The sequence below is a fragment of the Nonomuraea sp. B12E4 genome (assembly GCF_039871825.1).
GTDB lineage: Bacteria > Actinomycetota > Actinomycetes > Streptosporangiales > Streptosporangiaceae > Nonomuraea.
The window spans coordinates 391,111-406,789 of sequence record NZ_JBDPME010000003.1 but is presented as its reverse complement, the minus strand read 5'-3'; the positions used below and the strand labels follow the sequence as shown (position 1 = coordinate 406,789).

The window sequence follows — 15,679 nt, the reverse complement described above, 5'->3', positions numbered from 1 at the left end:
AGGTGTCGCAGGTGGAGAACATCGTCGGGGACCGGGTGCTGATCGCCGTGCAGGCGGTCAACATTTCGCGGCTCTCGACCCATCCGGTGCCCACCGTCCCCGGCACGCTCATCGTCGTGGCGGGTGCCGGGCCGAAGGACTCCAACGGCGCGGGCAAGTCGTCGTTCATCGCCTCCATCACGGCGCTGCTCGGGGACGAGCAGTGGCGGTTCGCCTCGGGCGCCAAGGCCGTGTCGGAGCTGCTCTTCAACGCCGAGCTGGCCAGCGGCGCGGGTGCCCGGCAGTGGGCCAGCGCCGATCACGGCTACATCGTCGGCGTCTTCGGCCCTCCGGGCATGAACGGCTTCGCCCCCGAGACCGCGGGCGGGCTCGCCGCCGCGGCGCCCGCCGCGACCTCCGGCGCCGGGGCCACGACGGCGGTCGCCGGCCGGGATGGTGGCGAGCCGATGCTCGGGGAGGAGGTGGCCGAGACCGAGACGGGCGGGGAGCTCTTCGAGGTGCCGGACACCTCCGGTGGGGCGGTGACCGTGTGGCTCAAGGTGAACCAGGAGGCGCCGCACCTCGAGATCCGCTGGCGGGAGGGGGTGCACCTGGCCGCCTCCCGGTCCGAGGCCGAGCGGGTGGCGCGGGCGGACGAGATCTGGGCGTCGCTGCCCAGGTCGGCCGGGCGGCGTGACGTGGTGGCCCGCGACCTGACCAAGGTGCTCTACGGCGACCGGGTGAGGTGCGTGTCGTTCCTGTCCACATCCGTACGCAGCAAGGTCGCCACCAACCTGCTCTCCCAGCCGCTCAACGAGATCTCCCCCGAACGCGTCTTCGAGGCCATCGCCGCTCTCACCGGTCTCGACGCCGAGCTGGAGCAGGAGCGCGAGGCCCGCCGCGACGAGCACGCCAAGCGGGTACGCGCGGCGCAGGCGGCCGACCGGCTGGCGGAGTTCGAGGCGGAGTCGAAGGCGTTGCTGACCACGTTCGACCGGCGCGACCAGGCACGGATACGCCTGGCGGACGCGATGCGGTGCTGGCGGGGCAGGCAGGCGCGCAAGCTGGCCGACGCGGCAGGCAAGGACGAGACGCTGGCCGCCGACCAGGAGCGGCACCGGGCGGCCGGAGAGGCGGCGGGCGAGGCGATCGCCCTGGTCAAGGCGGAGATCGCGACCCTGCGGGAGGACACTCTCGACAGGCAGGTGTCGGCGGCGCGCAAGGAGCTGGCGGCGCAGCAGGCGCGGGCGGCCAAGCTCGACGCCGACCGCGCGGTGGCGGAAAACTCCGCCGATGAGCTGCGCGGGCTGATTCCCGCGCTGGAGGAGAGCCGCAGGTTCGCGGACGGGCGTGACGTGCCGACCGCCGAGCGGGAGCTGGGCGAGGTACGGCTGCGGCTGAACGAGGCGCTCAAGGCGCTCGGGGTGGCCGACCAGGAGGTGTCCTCGGCCCAGGCCGCGCTGGACGACGCCGAGGGCGGCCCGGCGGCGGCGCAGCTCAACGCCCTGGCGACGGCGGGGGTCGATGCCACGGGACTGCTGGACGCCCTCGACGTGGCCGAACAGGCCCGCGACGCGGCCCACACGACCATGCCGGGCGAGCCGGCCCACGAGGCGGGCACCCCGACCGGCGAGTTGGGGGCCGTGCTCAAGGCGCGCTACGGCAAGGGCCGGGCGGGCGGCGGCGCGGGAGGCGTGGCCCGGGTGCTCGGCGAGTTGCCCGGGTGGCCGAACGAGCACGCGGTGATCGTGGATGCCGCGCACCTCGGCGCCGCCGCTGCCGCGCTGGCCGAGTTGCCCGGGTCCGTGCTGGTCAGCTCGGCCGGGGTGAGCGTGGTGGGGGCGTTCGACGGGGTGGCGACCGGGCGGGAGGCCCGGATCAAGGCCGCCGAGCAGCGGCTGCACCGGGCCAAGGACGCTCAGGAGTCGGCGGCGCAGGCCGTGCACGACGGGGAGGAGGCCGTCGCCGAGGCGCAGCGGCGGCTGGAGGGGGCCAGGGCGGGAGTGCGGCTGGCGGAGCTGGAGGCGAAGCTGGCCGAGCGGCGGGCCAGGCTGGGCGAGCTGAACGCGGCGATCGAGGAGCTGACGCCCAAGGTCGCCGAGGCCGAGCGGCAGACCGGGGCGCTGGACTTCCGGGCCAGGACCAGGGACATGGAGATCGAGCGGCTGGAGGGGCGGCGGCACCGGCACGAGTCCGAGCGCACGCGGGCGCGCGAGCAGGAGGCGAGAGTCGGCGCGGAGCGGGAGGCGCTCAAGCTCGACACGCTGGCCGCCGACTGGGGCGGCACGGTGGAGACGGCCCGCGAATGGGTGGCGGCGCTGCCCGAGGAGGAGCGGCCGCGGGCCGCCGAGGAGTGGTGGCGGATCGCGGAGCGCCACTTCGACCAGGCGCTGCGGGACACGTTCCCGGAGGAGGACGCGGAGATCCCGGAGGAGCTGCGGTTCCTGCTGAGCGAGCGGGGCGGGAGCACGGCGCGGGAGCAGGCGACGTTCGCGGCGGTGTGCGGCGCGCTGGCATCCTACCTGCGCGGCCAGGAGGAGTACGAACGCCACCAGCGCCGCCAGATCGAGGCCCAGATCGGCTCCAGGCAACGCGACCTGGCGGCGGCGGCCAGGGGCGCCGAGGAGGCGGCGCAGTCGACGGCCGTGCACCGGGCGGCGTTGACGGCGGCGATCAAGGCGCGGCTGACCCGGGTGGCCGAGGAGTTCGAGAAGCTCGACACCTCGTACGGGGGTTACGGGGCGACGCTGGAGTTCCCCGTGCCGCCCGCGCCCGCCGACCCCGAGCAGCGCTGGCAGTGGCGGGTCACGCCGAAGTGGCGGCGCGGCGAGGGCCAGGGGTTCGTGCCGTACAACCGGCGGGCCAACACCGCGCTGATGGACGAGAAGGCGGTCAAGCTGGTGTGCGCGGCGGCCATCGCCTCGTCCGGCGGCGGGCACCTGTGCCTGGTGCTGGACGAGCTCGGGCGCAACCTGGGCAAGGAACATCGCCGGGAGGCGGTGGCGCTGTTCAGGCGGATCGGGGAGACATACGGGATCACGGTGATCGGGGCGTTGCAGGATGACATGGAGCCGTACGCGATCGACGCCTGCGGGCAGTACATCAAGTTGCGGCGGTCATCGGACGCGATGCCGTACAACGAGCCGCCGGTGATCGTGGGGCACGACCAGCATGCCGAGCGGGTGCGGGCGCTGGCGGCGTACGTGGATCGCACGGGCGCCGCTTGAGCGGGCGGCCCCGGAACCGGAGCGCGCCGCTCAGTGCGGGGCGGCGTCGGGCAGGGCGGGGCGGCGTCGGGCAGGGCGGGGCGGCGTCGGGCAGGGCGGGGCGGCGTCGGGCAGGGCGGCCGGGGCGGGGCGGGTCAGCCTGGCTCGGCCCGTCACCGGGCTTCCCGCTCGTGCCGGCGCTGTGGTGCGCCGGCGGTGGAGAGGTCGGCCAGCAGCTTCAGGCCGGCGGCGGAGGGTGAGTCCGGCTCGGCGTAGAACAGCCCGAGGCGCTGCCGGTCGTCGTCGGGCAGGACCAGGGTCTCGTTGTACAGCGTGAGCCTGCCCACCAGAGGATGGCGCAGCTCGCGGAGGTAGTGGTCGCAGACGCGGACGGGGTGGGCCGACCACAGGGCGGCGAAGTCGCGGCTCTTCATGGTCAGTTCGCCGACGAGCTCCGCCGGCTCCCGGTCGTCCGGGTGCAGGGCCGCCGACCGCCGCAGATCGGCGACCGTGTCCCGGGCCTTGCCGCGCCAGTCGGTGTACAGCTCGCGGGTGTGCTCGTCGAGGAAGACGAGGCGGGCGACGTTGGGGCGGCGGCCCGGCCGGTCGGGTGCGTCGAAGTCCAGGTGGCCGGCGAGCAGTGCGTGTCCCATGCGGTTCCACGCGAGCACGTCGGTGCTGCGGCCGATGACCAGGGCGGGGGTGTCTCCGACGGCGTCGAGCATCAGCCGCACGGAGGGGCGCAACCGTTCCGGCCGGCCTCGCCTGCGGGCCGCCGGGGTCGCGGGGCGTGCGAGCGCGTACAGGTGTGCCTGCTCGTCGGAATCCAGCCGGAGCGCCCGGGCGATGGCGTCCAGTACGGTGTCCGAGGCGCCCGGGCTGTTCCCCTGCTCCAGGCGTGTGTAGTAACCGGCGCTGACCCCGGCGAGCTGGGCGAGCTCCTCCCGGCGCAGGCCCGGGACACGACGGCGGCCGCCGTAGTCCGCCAGTCCCACGTCGGCGGGGCACAGCTTGGCCCGGCGACTGCGGAGGAATTCACCCAGTTCAGACCTCATGTCCACAGAGTCCAGGGTGCCGCACTTATCCGGATGGTGCCTGCACCTGTGAGATGCAGGCACCACGTGGCAAGTGTGGTCGTCCGCCACCGTCAGCGTGCGGCCGCGAGGCCCTCCTCCACGGTCAGTGTGCGCCCATGGGCTTCGCCTTCCACCGCCTCCACGTACAGGCGGGCCACGTCGGCCGCGGGAGTGCCGCCGGCGGGGTCCATGCCGAGTCCGAGCAGCGTTTCGCGGATCCAGCCGGGACTGACGACGTTCAGCCGGACCCCGGGAGGCGTCTCGATCGCGGCGGCGCGCACGAACGCCTCCAGTCCCGCGTTGACGAGATGGCCGAGCGCGCTGCCCGGGACGGGCTCGGCGAACCGCCCGCTGGTCAGCGTGACGGATCCGCCGTGCGGGATGTGCCCGAGCGCCCGCCGTACCAGATTCACCTGGCCGATGAGCTTGCCCCGCAGGCCGTCCCAGAAGTCCTGGTCCGATGAGCTGCTGAGCGGCGCCATCGCGCCGCTCGCCGCGCAGGCGACCACCGCGTCCACCGGGCCGGTCTCCTCGAACAGGCGGTCCATGGACGCGGCGTCCGTCAGGTCGACCTGGATCCGGCCGCGGCGGGAGGCCCGCACCACCTCGTGACGTGCGGCGAGCGCCTCGGCCACCGCGCTGCCGAGGGTCCCCGTCGCACCGATCACCAGCACTTTCACGTCATGTCCCTGTTTCATCGGTAATGGTGTACAGGAACCAGCCTGCGGCGACCCGCGGGCCGTAGCCAGCGCACTGCCGGGAGTACACCTGACAGGTGCAGGCTGGGGCCTACTTGATCGGCGGGCCGGTGTAGGAGGCGCGCAGGCGCAGCAGGGTGCCCCGGTCGTACTCCTCCATGGCGTGGGCCAGCCAGCCCGCCGCCCGGGCCACCGCGAAGATCGCCTCGCCCGCGCCGCTCACCATGCCGCTGACGGCCGTGAGCGTGGCCAGGGCGAAATCGATGTTGCGCTCGGGGAGCCGCCGCCGGCGCATCTCCGCCAGCACCGCCACCCCGGCGGCGATCCGCTCGTGCCCCGGCGCGGCCTCCTTGAGCAGGTCGAGCAGGAAGCCGCCGCGGCCGTCGCCGTTGCGGTAGACGCTGTGGCCGAAGCCGGGGACGCGTTCGCCGCGGCGGATCCGCTCGGCGACCGCCCGGGCGGCCTGGCCCGGCTCGTGCACCTCGGCCAGCAGTCGCTCCGCACCGTACGACGCGCCGCCGTGCAGCGGGCCGCCCAGCACACCGAGGCCGGTCAGCACCACGGCGTACGGGTCGGCCCGGGCGGAGGCGGCGACCCTGGCGGCCAGGGTCGAGGCGGCCAGCTCGTGGTCGGCGAGCAGCACGAGGGCGGCCTGCAGGGCGGCGAGCAGGGCCGGGGTGGCGGGGTGGGGGCACAGGCGGGACCACAGGCGGGCGGCGATCGACTCGTCCTGTGGATCGCCGAGCCGCGGCAGGGCGTCGACCAGGCCGGCGATCAGGCGGCGGCCGGTGGCGACCACCGAGGCGGGGTCGAGCTGGTAGCGCAGGGAGTCGGACGCGCCGAGCACGGTGGTGACCACCTGGAGGCGGTCGAGCGGCAGGAGGTCGCCGGGGAGCCCGCGCTGCGCGGCGACGGCGGCCCGCAGCGCGCCGGGCTCGCACCGCCACGGCGTGCCGGGCCGGGCGGCGGGGTCGGCGGTCCAGAGCCAGGTGGCGACCGTTTCGAAGTCGCCCGCCCGCGCCAGCTCCAGCACGTCGGTCCCCCGGTAGTAGGGGCGGTCCACGCCGAGAGCGGTGATCGACGACTCGATGACCAGCTCGGGCGGCTGGGTGCGGGGGCGGCCCCGGCGGGCCAGGCGTTCGACCTCCTCGGCCGAGAACAGGCTGCGGCGGCCGTCCTCGCCGTGCCGCCGTTGCAGCACGCCCCGGCTCACGTACGCATAGAGCGTGGCGGGTTTGACGCCGAGCCGCTCGGCCGCCGTGGCCGCGTCGATCCATTCCACCCCGCCGGCCCTCCAAGGTTGACGAAAATCAATATTGATACACATTGAAGACGCGTGTCAACGTGGGTCCATGCCCAAAGTTCACTTCCTCGACGTGACCAACCGGGACGGTGTGCAGACCGCGCGCACCGGCCTGTCGAAGTTCGGCAAGACCATGGTCAACTTCTATCTGGCCAGGCTCGGGGTGGCGCAGTCCGAGATCGGCTTCCCGTTCCTCTTCCACGAGGTCCCCTACGTCAAGGCGCAGGTGGCGCTGGACGCCGCCGGGGCGTTCGGCGACCTGCGGCTGTCCGGCTGGTGCCGGGGCGTGCCGCGGGACGTGGAGAAGGCGGCACCGCTCGGCTTGAAGCACTACAACCTGTCCATCTCGACGTCCGACTACATGATCCAGAACAAGTTCCGCGGCCGGCTGGACAGAGACGCGATCATCAGGGAGATGACGGCGGCCGTCCGGGTGGCCAGGGACGCGGGCGCGCAGACCGTGGGCGTGAACGCCGAGGACGGCTCCCGTACGGACGACGGCTTCCTGCTGGAGTTCGCGCTGGCGGCCAAGCAGGCGGGCGCCGACCGGGTGCGTTACTGCGACACGATCGGCGGCGACACGCCCGACCGGATCCGCGAGCGGTTCGCCAAGCTGGCCGCGGGGACCGCGATGCCGGTCGAGACCCACTGCCACAACGACCTGGGAATGGCCGTGGCCAACTCCGTCTCCGGCGCGCTCGGCGACCTCGACGCCGGCCAGGACGCCTGGATCAACACCTGCGTCAACGGCATCGGCGAGCGCTCCGGCAACGCCGACCTGCTGTCGACAGTCCTGGCCTTCCGGCACGGTTTCGGGCTGAACGCGGAGATCGGCGACGCGCTCGACCTGTCGTGGGCCCGGCGGTTCGCGTTGTGGGCGAGTTACGCGCTCGGGCAGCCGCTGCCGTACCACCAGGTCGGGGTGGGGCGTAACGCGTTCGCGCACGAGTCGGGCATCCACGCCGACGGCGCGCTGAAGGATCACGGCAACTACGAGCTGTACGACGAGGCCACTCTGGGGCCGTTCCCCGAGGACTGGCACGCCCGGAACGGACGGGTGGTGCTGACCGGCGAGTACGGCGGCAAGGCCGGCTTCGCCCACGTCATGGACGGGCTCGGGGTCGAGACGCCGGACGCCGACCTGGCGTTCCGGCTGGCCCAGCTCTGCAACGCGATGACGGGCCGGCCGCTGACGGACGACGAGCTGCGGCTGATCGCGGGCTATCCGCGTGAGCTGTCGCTGATGTTCCCCGGCTACGCCTGACCCGCCACGACGGCCCCGCGCGACCCCGGCGGCCCTCCCCGGAGACACGGCGCGGCCACGGCGGTTGTCACCCGGGGTTGGAACGGCCGCGCCGGCCAAGGGCATCGGCGCGGCCGTGGGCGCCACGGCTTGTTCACGGCGGTGGCAGATGTCCTCACCTTAGTCCTCCGAAGCCGCCCGGATGGCCGGAATCGGCGGGTTCAGAGGTCTTGCCACTCGTCTCGGGCAACGCCAGCAGGCAGAGCAGGCTCAGCACGGCCATGGCGGAGACATACCCGCCGATGGCCAGCACGCTCAGCCCGTTCGCCCGCATGCCGGTGGCGACCAGCGGCGGCACCGCGCCGCCGAGCACCCCGCCGAGGCTGTAGGCGGCCGAGGCGCCGCTGTAGCGGAACTCGGTCCTGAACAGCTCCGGCAGGTACGCGCCCATCGGCCCGAAGATCAGCCCCATCAGCCCGAGCGTCCCGGCCAGCGACAGCCCCGCCAGCGCGGTCGAGCCCGTCTCCATCAGCGGGAACATCACGAGCCCCCACCCGGCGGCCGCGGCCGTGGCGGTGATCAGGATGCGCCGGCGGCCCACGCGGTCGGACAGCAGCGCGGAGGCCACCGTGCCCGCGGCCATGAACACGACCCCGAGCAGGGTCAGGCCGAGCATGGTGGTCTTCGGGATGCCCAGGGCGGTGGTGCCGTAGGCCAGGCAGTAGGTGGTGGCGGTGTAGAAGAGGGTGAAGGCGGCGATCATGGCGCCGGCGCCCAGGAGGACGCGCCGCCACTGGTGCCTGACCAGCCCGGCGAGCGGCACCCTGGCGATGCGCCGGTTGTCCATGGCGTCCTGGAAGACCGGGGTCTCGGCGATGCGCAGCCGTACGTACAGGCCGACGATCACGAGCAGCAGGCTCGCCAGGAACGGCAGCCGCCACCCCCAGCTCCCGAACTCCACGTCGCTGAGCGCCGCGCCGAGCACCAGGAACGACCCGTTCGCCGCGATGAACCCGACCGAGGCGCCGAGCTGCGGGAACGTCGAATAGAGCCCGCGCTTGCCGGGCGGCGCGTGCTCGGTGGCCAGCAGCACCGCGCCGCCCCACTCGCCGCCGAGCCCGATGCCCTGCGTGAATCGCAGCGTCACCAGCAGCACGGGAGCGAGCACGCCGATCGTCTCGTAACCGGGCAGCAGTCCGATCGCCACCGTCGAGATCCCCATCACCAGCAGGGACGCGACCAGCATGGACTTGCGGCCGACCCGGTCTCCCCAGTGCCCGAACAGGATCGAGCCGGGCGGCCGGGACAGGAAGGCCACGGCGAACGTCGAGAACGCCGCCAGGCCGCCCGCCACCGGATCCAGGCTGGGGAAGAACGCGGTGTTGAGCACCAGGGCCGCTGCGGTGCCGTAGATGTAGAAATCGTAGTATTCGATCGCGGTGCCGATCAGGCTCGCGGCCGCGATTCTCGATCGGCTCGGCTCCGCGGGAAGATGACCCATATATGTCTCATTATGTGGACATTCATCTTGCGCTGCGATACGCCGACGCTACCATCTGCGAATTCTCTCGGAAAGGGAATCGGCTTGGCTGTCGATCTGGTGATCTTCGACTGCGATGGGGTGCTCGTGGACAGCGAGCCCATCTCCGTACGCGTGGGCACGGCGGCGGTGCGGCGCCTGGGCTGGACGATAGACGAGGCCGAATACGCCGAGCGCTTCGTCGGGTGCACGAACGAGTACTGGGCCGAGCAGATCGGCGAGACACCGCCGGGCTGGCGCGAGCGGCTCAACGCCGAGTACGCGGCTGCGATCATGGCCGAGCTGCGCACGATCGACGGCATCGAGGACGTCCTCGACCAGCTCACGGTGCCGAGCTGCGTGGCCTCGAACGGCCGCCACGCCACGATCCGCCGCAGCCTGGAGGTCACGGGCCTGGCCCGCCACTTCGACGGCCGGGTCTTCAGCGCCGAGGACGTGACGCGCGGCAAACCCGCCCCCGACCTGTTCCTGCACGCCGCCGCCACGCTGGGGGTGGAGCCTGAGCGCTGTGTGGTGGTGGAGGACAGCCCGTTCGGGGTGACGGCGGCGGTGAGCGCGGGCATGCACTGCCTAGCCTTCGCCGGCGGCCTCACCCCACCCGAACGCCTGTCGAGCCTGGGCGCCACCCTCTTCCACCACCCGGCCGCCCTCCCCACCCTGATCGGCTCCCTCCCCTGACCACCTCGCACCGAACCGATCCGACGTCCGGGCACAGGCCGCGTCGTCACCCCTGGCGGGTGTGGCCGTTCTCGTCCAGGTAGTCGCGCCAGGACCGCTTCGGGTTCCAGCCCAGGAGGCGGTGTGCCTTGGCGCACGAGATGCCCGAGGCGTCCGGCCGGGACAGCGGGCGGAGCTCGACCTGGTCGCCGAGGTGGCGGCGGGCCATCTCGGCGAAGTCCCGCCCGCCCACGTTGTCCGGCGAGGCGATGTAGAACACCTCGTGGCCGGGCAGCTCCGACTCGGTGGCCAGGACGATCGCGTCCGCCAGGTCGTAGACGTCGATGTAGCTCCACATCCCCGCCCCCACCAGGGAGGGGTCACGGACCTGGGGGCCGAGGTTGCGCTCGTAGTTGCCCTCGTGCTGCACCCAGCTCGGCCGCAGCGAGATGCACCGGATGTCCGAACGGCGCACCGCGGCGTCCATGAGCTGCTCGCCGAAGTGCTTGGACAGCGCGTACGGGTCCTGCGGCCGGATCGGATGGTCCTCGTCGACCGGCGCGTAGTCGGGCAGGAACGGCCGCTCGGGGAAGAAGAAGCCGGGGACGGTCTCGCTGGAGATGTTCACGAACCGCCGCACGCCCAGCCGCACCGCCGCCTCGATCATGTTGAACGTGGCCATCAGGTTGTTCTGGAACACCACGTGCGGCGGGTTGCCGGTGGGGTCGGGGATGGCGGCGGCGTGCACGACCGCCTCGGCCCCGACCACCACCGCGTACGCCTGCCCGGCGTCGGTCAGCTCGGCCTGCTGGTAGCGGGGAGCGCCAGGCTCGTGCCGTTCCCAGACCGGACGCGTGAGATCCACGGCGGTGACTTCGTGACCCGCCGCGGCCAGGGCCTTGACGGCCGCCCGGCCGACCTTGCCGTGGGCTCCGGTGACGACGACGCGCATGAGCTGCTCCTTAGGGCTTCGATGAGGGCAATCTATCCCCGCCGAAACGGCTCAGGAGACGCCCACGGTGGCGAGGGTGGAGCCGGCGCGGGTCTTGCTGACCTTGAGCTGGGCGGTGATCCGGGAACGCAGCTCGGCGACATGGCTGACGATGCCCACCGCGCGGCCGCCGTCCCGCAGCCCGTCGAGGATGTCGAGGACGCCGTCGAGCGTGTCCTCGTCGAGGGTGCCGAAACCCTCGTCCACGAAGAGGGTACCGATCTCGGCGCCCCCGGCCTCGGCCGTGACGACGTCGGCCAGCCCCAGCGCCAGGGCCAGCGAGGTGATGAAGCTCTCGCCGCCGGACAGCGTCGCCGGGTCGCGGTCGACGCCGGTCCAGCCGTCGGCCACGCGCAGGCCGAGCCCGCCGCCCGCACGACCCCGCGACCCCGCCGTCTTCCGCAGGTCGTGCCGCAGCAGGTAGCGTCCGCCCGACATGTGGTCGAGTCGCTCGTTCGCCGCGTCCACCACCTGCCGCAGCCGTTCCCCCAGCACGAACGACGACAGCGACATGCTCCACCGGTTGTCGCTGGACGTGCCGCCGGCCAGCGCCGCCAGGCGCTCGGTCAGCCGGTGCCGCTCGGCCGCCGGGCGCCACCGCTCGATGCGGTCCGCCAGCTCGGTCTTCAGCTCCTCCAGCCGTGCCGCCCTGGCCACGGCCCGCTCGCGGAGGCCGGCCAGCCTCGTGTGCGTCGCCTCCAGTGCGTCCCGCTCGGCCGCGAGCGCCGCCAGGTCCGGCGCGGGCTCGGCCGCGGCGGCGACCAGCTCGGGATCGGCCAGGGTCTTGGCGACCGCGGCGTGCTCGTCGTCCAGCCGGCGCAGCGCCTCGGTCTTGCCCTCCCGCTCGGCGGGGCTCCGGTAAGCGGTCTCCGCCCCGGCCACGTCGCCGAACCCGGCCTCGACCGCCGCCGCTTCGGCCGCCCGCCGCGCCCCGGCCAGCTCCTCCTCGGCCGCCACCGCCGCCCGCGTGGCCTCCAGCGCCTCGCGCAGCAGCTCGGCCTCGTCGTGCAGCCTGGACAGGCGCGCGGTCAGCGTCGCGTCGCCTCCTCGGGCGGCGTCCAGGCGGGCGCTCAATCGTCCCGCGTCCCCGCTCAGCTCCTCGTGCCTGGTGCGGGATGCGGCCAGCCGCGCGGCCACCCGGCGACCGTGCTCCTCCAGCTCCAGGCGTTCCCGGTTGAGCCCGGCCACCTGTGCCGCGAGCCCCGCCTCCCTGCCCGCCGACGCCTCCAGCCGCCGCACCTCGCGCTCGGCGGCCTCAAGCACGGCGGCACCGGACCGGGCCGGAGGGGGATTCCCGGCCGTGCGGGTGTGACGGTCGGTCATTTCGCCCGGGCCGGCAGGCCCGTCGTCGGCTGCGCTCACCGAGCCGGTGAGCCGGTCGGACGCCTCCGCGGGGGGTGCGGTTCGGGTGAGGCGGGCCTGCAGGCGGGTGCGTTCGGATTCGAGGTGGACGCGGTGGGCGCGGTGGCCGGCGAGGGCTTCGGCGATGTCCCTGGCCTGGTCACGCACGCGTTCGCGGTCGGCTTCGACGGCTTCGAGCGCGGCGGCCAGGGCGGGCTCGCGGCCGGCCATCGAGTGCAGCCTGGCCAGCTCCTCCCCGGCCTGGCGCACCTGCTCGTCCGCGGTGTCCAGGTCGAGGTCTCCGGTGGCCGCCACGGCGTCGGCGTGCCGGGACTCCAGGGAGGCCAGGGTGCGTTCCGCGGCCTCGCGCTCGGCGAGGGCGGCGTCGTGGTCGGACTCGGCCGCGTGCTCGTCGTCGGCCGACGGGGCGCTGTCCGCCGGGGCGGCCGGGTGGGGGTGGTGGCCGGAGCCGCAGACCGCGCAGGGCCTGCCGTCGGCCAGGTCTCTGGCCAGCTCGGCCGCCATGCCCTCGATGCGGGCCTGGCGCAGGTCGAGCCAGCGTTCCCTGAGGGCTTGGGCGCGGTCCACGAGCACCTGGTGGTCGGCGACGGCCGCTGCGAGCTCCCCCGCCAGGAGCTCGCGGCGGTGGGTGGCCTCCCGGGCCGCTCGGGCCGCGTCGAGGGCCGCCGTGGCCGCCGGGACGGCCGCCGCCTCGGCGCGTACCTCCGCCAGGGCCTCGCTCGCGGCGGCGACGCGCCCGGGGAGCTCGGCGTCGGAGGCCGACACCTCGGCCTCGCGCTGGGTCAGCACGTCGAGCTCGTCCGCCAGGCGGGCCAGCTCGGCGTCGATGCCGATCAGGTCGGCCGCGGCGTCACGCACGGCCTGCGCCGCCGGGATCCTGGCCGCGTCCACGCGCGCCCGGGCCAGCTCCTCCTCGGCGCGCTCGATCAGCCCCGGCAGCGCCGCCAGCCGCCCGGCCACTTGCTCGTCGGTGCCGATCAGCTCGGCCAGCTCACCCTCGACACGCAGCAGGTCGCGCCGGACGACCGACAGCCTGGCCTCCTCGGTGAGCAACTCCGACAACCGGGCGATCTCCGCCTGCCGCTCCCGCTCCAACCCCGCCAACTCGGCCAAGCCGGCGTCGGGGGGACGAGACCCCGAGCTGGAATCAGAGGTAGGAGGTCCCGGGGTGGGGAGGAGGGGGCGGGCTCGGGCGCGGGCGTCGGCGGCCATGGTGCGGGTCTTGGTGGCGGCCGCGGAGCGTTGCCTGGCCGCCGTGATGAGGGGCAGCACGCGGTCCGCCCTGGCGGCGTCGTCGAGGATGGCCTGCAGGTCGGCACGCTTGTCAGCGCGCTCGTCGAGGGCGCGGCGGAGGGTGAGCGCCTCGGCGTGCCGGCGCTGCCGCTCGGCGAGGGCGGCGGCCCGCTCGAACCGCATCCGCACCGAGCGCAACGCGTGACCGGCCGCGTCATGCTCCTCCCCGGCCCGCACCACGACGGCCCGCGCGGCGTCGAGCAACGCACCCGCCCACCCCAAGGGGTCATCGTCGGGCGACGGCGGCCACACCCCCGCCGCGCCACCACCGGCGGCATCGGACCGGGCCGCCCCGGAAACACCGGCCTCAGGGCCCGAAGGCGACGACGTCCCATCGGACGACGTGCCGGCCAAGCCGCCGGGTGGGGTGCCGGGGTGAGAAGCAGGCGAAGCTCCGGCCGAGGTGCCGGGCGACACCTCGACCGCAGCGGGTGAGGTGCCGGGCGAGGCTCCCAGGGAGGGGGTGGGGCCGGCGGCTTCCTCGACGCGTTTGATGGCGTAGTCCACCTGTTGGCGTAGGTCCTGGGCCGTGCGCCAGGCCAGCTTGCGGTGCTCGGCGAGCCAGGACTCCGCCTGGGTGAAGATCTTGACCGTGAACAGGCGCTCCAGGAGCTTCGCGCGGTCGTCGCCCTCGGCCCGGAGGAATTTGGCGAAATCGCCCTGTGGCAGCATCGCGACCTGGCAGAACTGGTCGGCGTTCATGCCGAGCAGGCCGCCCACCAGATCGCCCGCCTCATCCAGCCGGGTCGTGAGGCCCTGCCAGGTGGCGCCGTGCCACTCCGACACGATGACCTTGGACTTCTCCTCCGTGAAGCCCGTGCCGCGCAGCTTGGGGCGCTGCCAGGACGGGGAGCGCTGGATGCGGAGTAAGCGGCCCCGGATCGAGACCTCCAGCGAGACCGACGGGCCGGCCGTGAGCGGCGCGTGGTCGCAGCGCAGGCTGCGGGCGCTGTTGCGCTGGCCGGGCACCTGGCCGTAGAGCGCGAAGCAGAGCGCGTCGAGGATCGTGGTCTTGCCCGCGCCGGTGGGCCCGTGGACGAGGAACAGTCCGGCCTCGGCCAGGGCGTCGAAGTCGACGGTCTCGGTGCCGGGGAACGACCCGAACGCCGTGAGCGAGAGCCGGTGCGGCCGCATCTACGCCATCGTCTCCTTCACCCTGGACGCCTCGATGGCCTGTCTTAGCAGGTCTTCCTCGTCAGGTGCGGCAGGCTCGCCGCGAACCTCCCGAACGAAATCGAGCGCCACCTCCGCCTCGGGCCGCCCGCTGAGGCGTACGGGCTGGGCGGCGGGAGCGGCGCCGACCGGGTCGAAGGCGAGGGCGAGGGTGTGGGGGAAGCGGGCGCGGAGCCGGTCCATGGCGGATTTGGGGCGCACGGCGTCGGTCAGGGTGACGTGCAGCCAGTGATCCTCAAAAGAGTCATATCCTGGGAGGGTCAGCAGCTCCTCCAGCTCCCCGCGCAACCGCCCGATCGGGCGGGGCACCGGGGCCGTCACGAACTCCACGTCCACCACCGAACCCGCCGGCGCTCCCGGGTCGAGGGCGACCAGCCAGGAGCCCTTGAGCTGGCCTGCCTCCGAGAACGAGTAGGCCAGGGGCGAGCCCGAGTAACGCACGGTCTCCGACATGCGCTGGCGCCCGTGCAGGTGGCCGAGCGCCACGTAGTCCACCCCGTCGAAGGCCGGCAGCGGCACGTGCGCCACCCCGCCCACGCTGATGTCGCGCTCGCTGTCGCTCGCCTGCCCGCCGGTCACGAAGCAGTGGGACAGCACGACGGAGGCGCGGTGGCGGGCCGAGGAGGCTCGCACGCGCTCCATGGCGTACGAGATCGCGGCCGTGTGGCTGCGGTCCGGCAGCTCCCACGCGGCGCGGACCAGCTCCGGCTCCAGGTAGGGGATGCCGTAGAAGGCCACGTCGTCCACCACGACCGGCTCCCAGGACCGGTCGGGCGCGGCACGCACGTGCACCCCGGCGGCCTCGAACAGCGCCGAGCCGAACCTGAGCCGCAGCGCGGAGTCATGGTTGCCGCTGATCAGCACCACCCGCGCCCCGGCGGCGCGCAGCCGGGCGAGCGCGTCGTCGAGCAGCGCGACCGCGTCCACCGGCGGCAGCGCCCGGTCGTAGACGTCGCCCGCGACGGCCACCACGTCCACTCGCTCGGCCCGCACCGTCTCGACCAGGTGATCGACGAACGCCGCCTGCCCCGCGAGCAGACTCTCGCGGTGGAACGAACGGCCCAGATGCCAGTCCGAGGTATGCAGGATCCGCATTCGCAGGAAGCTAACAGCTCCCGCTGACAAATGCGGTCTCTTCTGTCCCACGGGGCGGGAGTA

10 protein-coding genes are annotated in these 15,679 nt (G+C 73.8%); 3 read left to right on the top strand and 7 right to left on the bottom strand.

What is annotated here, in order from left to right:
* Positions 1-11: 11 nt before the first annotated feature.
* Positions 12-3,206: a chromosome partitioning protein ParA gene (locus ABGB18_RS10645; protein WP_347695245.1), complete on the top strand. Its 3,195-nt coding sequence runs from the start codon at positions 12-14 to the stop codon at positions 3,204-3,206.
* A gap of 152 nt (positions 3,207-3,358) precedes the next feature.
* Here the strand turns inward: ABGB18_RS10645 and ABGB18_RS10640 are convergent, their stop codons facing one another.
* From ABGB18_RS10640 to ABGB18_RS10630, 3 genes are all read right to left on the bottom strand, one after another.
* Positions 3,359-4,240, bottom strand: a complete 882-nt coding sequence (locus ABGB18_RS10640) for a helix-turn-helix transcriptional regulator (RefSeq protein ID WP_347695244.1) — start codon at positions 4,238-4,240, stop codon at positions 3,359-3,361.
* 92 nt (positions 4,241-4,332) lie between these two features.
* Complete coding sequence (locus ABGB18_RS10635; RefSeq protein ID WP_347695243.1) at positions 4,333-4,959, bottom strand: short chain dehydrogenase; 627 nt, start codon at positions 4,957-4,959, stop codon at positions 4,333-4,335.
* A gap of 91 nt (positions 4,960-5,050) precedes the next feature.
* Positions 5,051-6,241: a citrate synthase gene (locus ABGB18_RS10630; RefSeq protein WP_347695242.1), complete on the bottom strand. Its 1,191-nt coding sequence runs from the start codon at positions 6,239-6,241 to the stop codon at positions 5,051-5,053.
* A 70-nt stretch (positions 6,242-6,311) separates the two neighbouring features.
* On the opposite strand from ABGB18_RS10630, the gene ABGB18_RS10625 reads away from it, so the two are divergent.
* A complete protein-coding gene (locus ABGB18_RS10625; protein ID WP_347695241.1) occupies positions 6,312-7,526 on the top strand; it encodes a hypothetical protein in 1,215 nt (404 codons plus the stop codon).
* Positions 7,527-7,680: 154 nt separating this feature from the next.
* On the opposite strand, the gene ABGB18_RS10620 is transcribed toward ABGB18_RS10625, so the two are convergent.
* Positions 7,681-9,006: an MFS transporter gene (locus tag ABGB18_RS10620; protein ID WP_347695240.1), complete on the bottom strand. Its 1,326-nt coding sequence runs from the start codon at positions 9,004-9,006 to the stop codon at positions 7,681-7,683.
* Positions 9,007-9,090: 84 nt separating this feature from the next.
* Here ABGB18_RS10620 and ABGB18_RS10615 point away from each other — a divergent pair, with 84 nt between their 5' ends.
* On the top strand, positions 9,091-9,723 hold the full coding sequence (locus ABGB18_RS10615; RefSeq protein WP_347695239.1) for an HAD family hydrolase: 633 nt from the start codon (positions 9,091-9,093) through the stop codon (positions 9,721-9,723).
* Between the two features lie 46 nt (positions 9,724-9,769).
* On the opposite strand, the gene ABGB18_RS10610 is transcribed toward ABGB18_RS10615, so the two are convergent.
* The 3 genes from ABGB18_RS10610 to ABGB18_RS10600 are packed head-to-tail and all read right to left on the bottom strand — an operon-like array spanning position 9,770 to position 15,616.
* Positions 9,770-10,654: an NAD(P)-dependent oxidoreductase gene (locus tag ABGB18_RS10610; protein ID WP_347695238.1), complete on the bottom strand. Its 885-nt coding sequence runs from the start codon at positions 10,652-10,654 to the stop codon at positions 9,770-9,772.
* A 51-nt stretch (positions 10,655-10,705) separates the two neighbouring features.
* Entirely contained in the window at positions 10,706-14,482 is a 3,777-nt protein-coding gene (locus ABGB18_RS10605) for an AAA family ATPase (RefSeq protein ID WP_347695237.1), read from the bottom strand.
* Positions 14,483-15,616: an exonuclease SbcCD subunit D gene (locus tag ABGB18_RS10600; protein WP_347695236.1), complete on the bottom strand. Its 1,134-nt coding sequence runs from the start codon at positions 15,614-15,616 to the stop codon at positions 14,483-14,485.
* Positions 15,617-15,679: the final 63 nt, after the last annotated feature.

Bases quoted from the DNA above. Each gene is read 5' to 3' on its own strand.
- ABGB18_RS10640 (WP_347695244.1), bottom strand. From the start codon at position 4,240: ATGAGGTCTGAACTGGGTGAATTCCTCCGCAGTCGCCGGGCCAAGCTG.
- ABGB18_RS10635 (WP_347695243.1), bottom strand. From the start codon at position 4,959: ATGAAACAGGGACATGACGTGAAAGTGCTGGTGATCGGTGCGACGGGG.
- ABGB18_RS10625 (WP_347695241.1), top strand. From the start codon at position 6,312: ATGCCCAAAGTTCACTTCCTCGACGTGACCAACCGGGACGGTGTGCAG.
- ABGB18_RS10620 (WP_347695240.1), bottom strand. From the start codon at position 9,006: ATGGGTCATCTTCCCGCGGAGCCGAGCCGATCGAGAATCGCGGCCGCG.
- ABGB18_RS10610 (WP_347695238.1), bottom strand. From the start codon at position 10,654: ATGCGCGTCGTCGTCACCGGAGCCCACGGCAAGGTCGGCCGGGCGGCC.
- ABGB18_RS10605 (WP_347695237.1), bottom strand. From the start codon at position 14,482: ATGCGGCCGCACCGGCTCTCGCTCACGGCGTTCGGGTCGTTCCCCGGC.
- ABGB18_RS10600 (WP_347695236.1), bottom strand. From the start codon at position 15,616: ATGCGGATCCTGCATACCTCGGACTGGCATCTGGGCCGTTCGTTCCAC.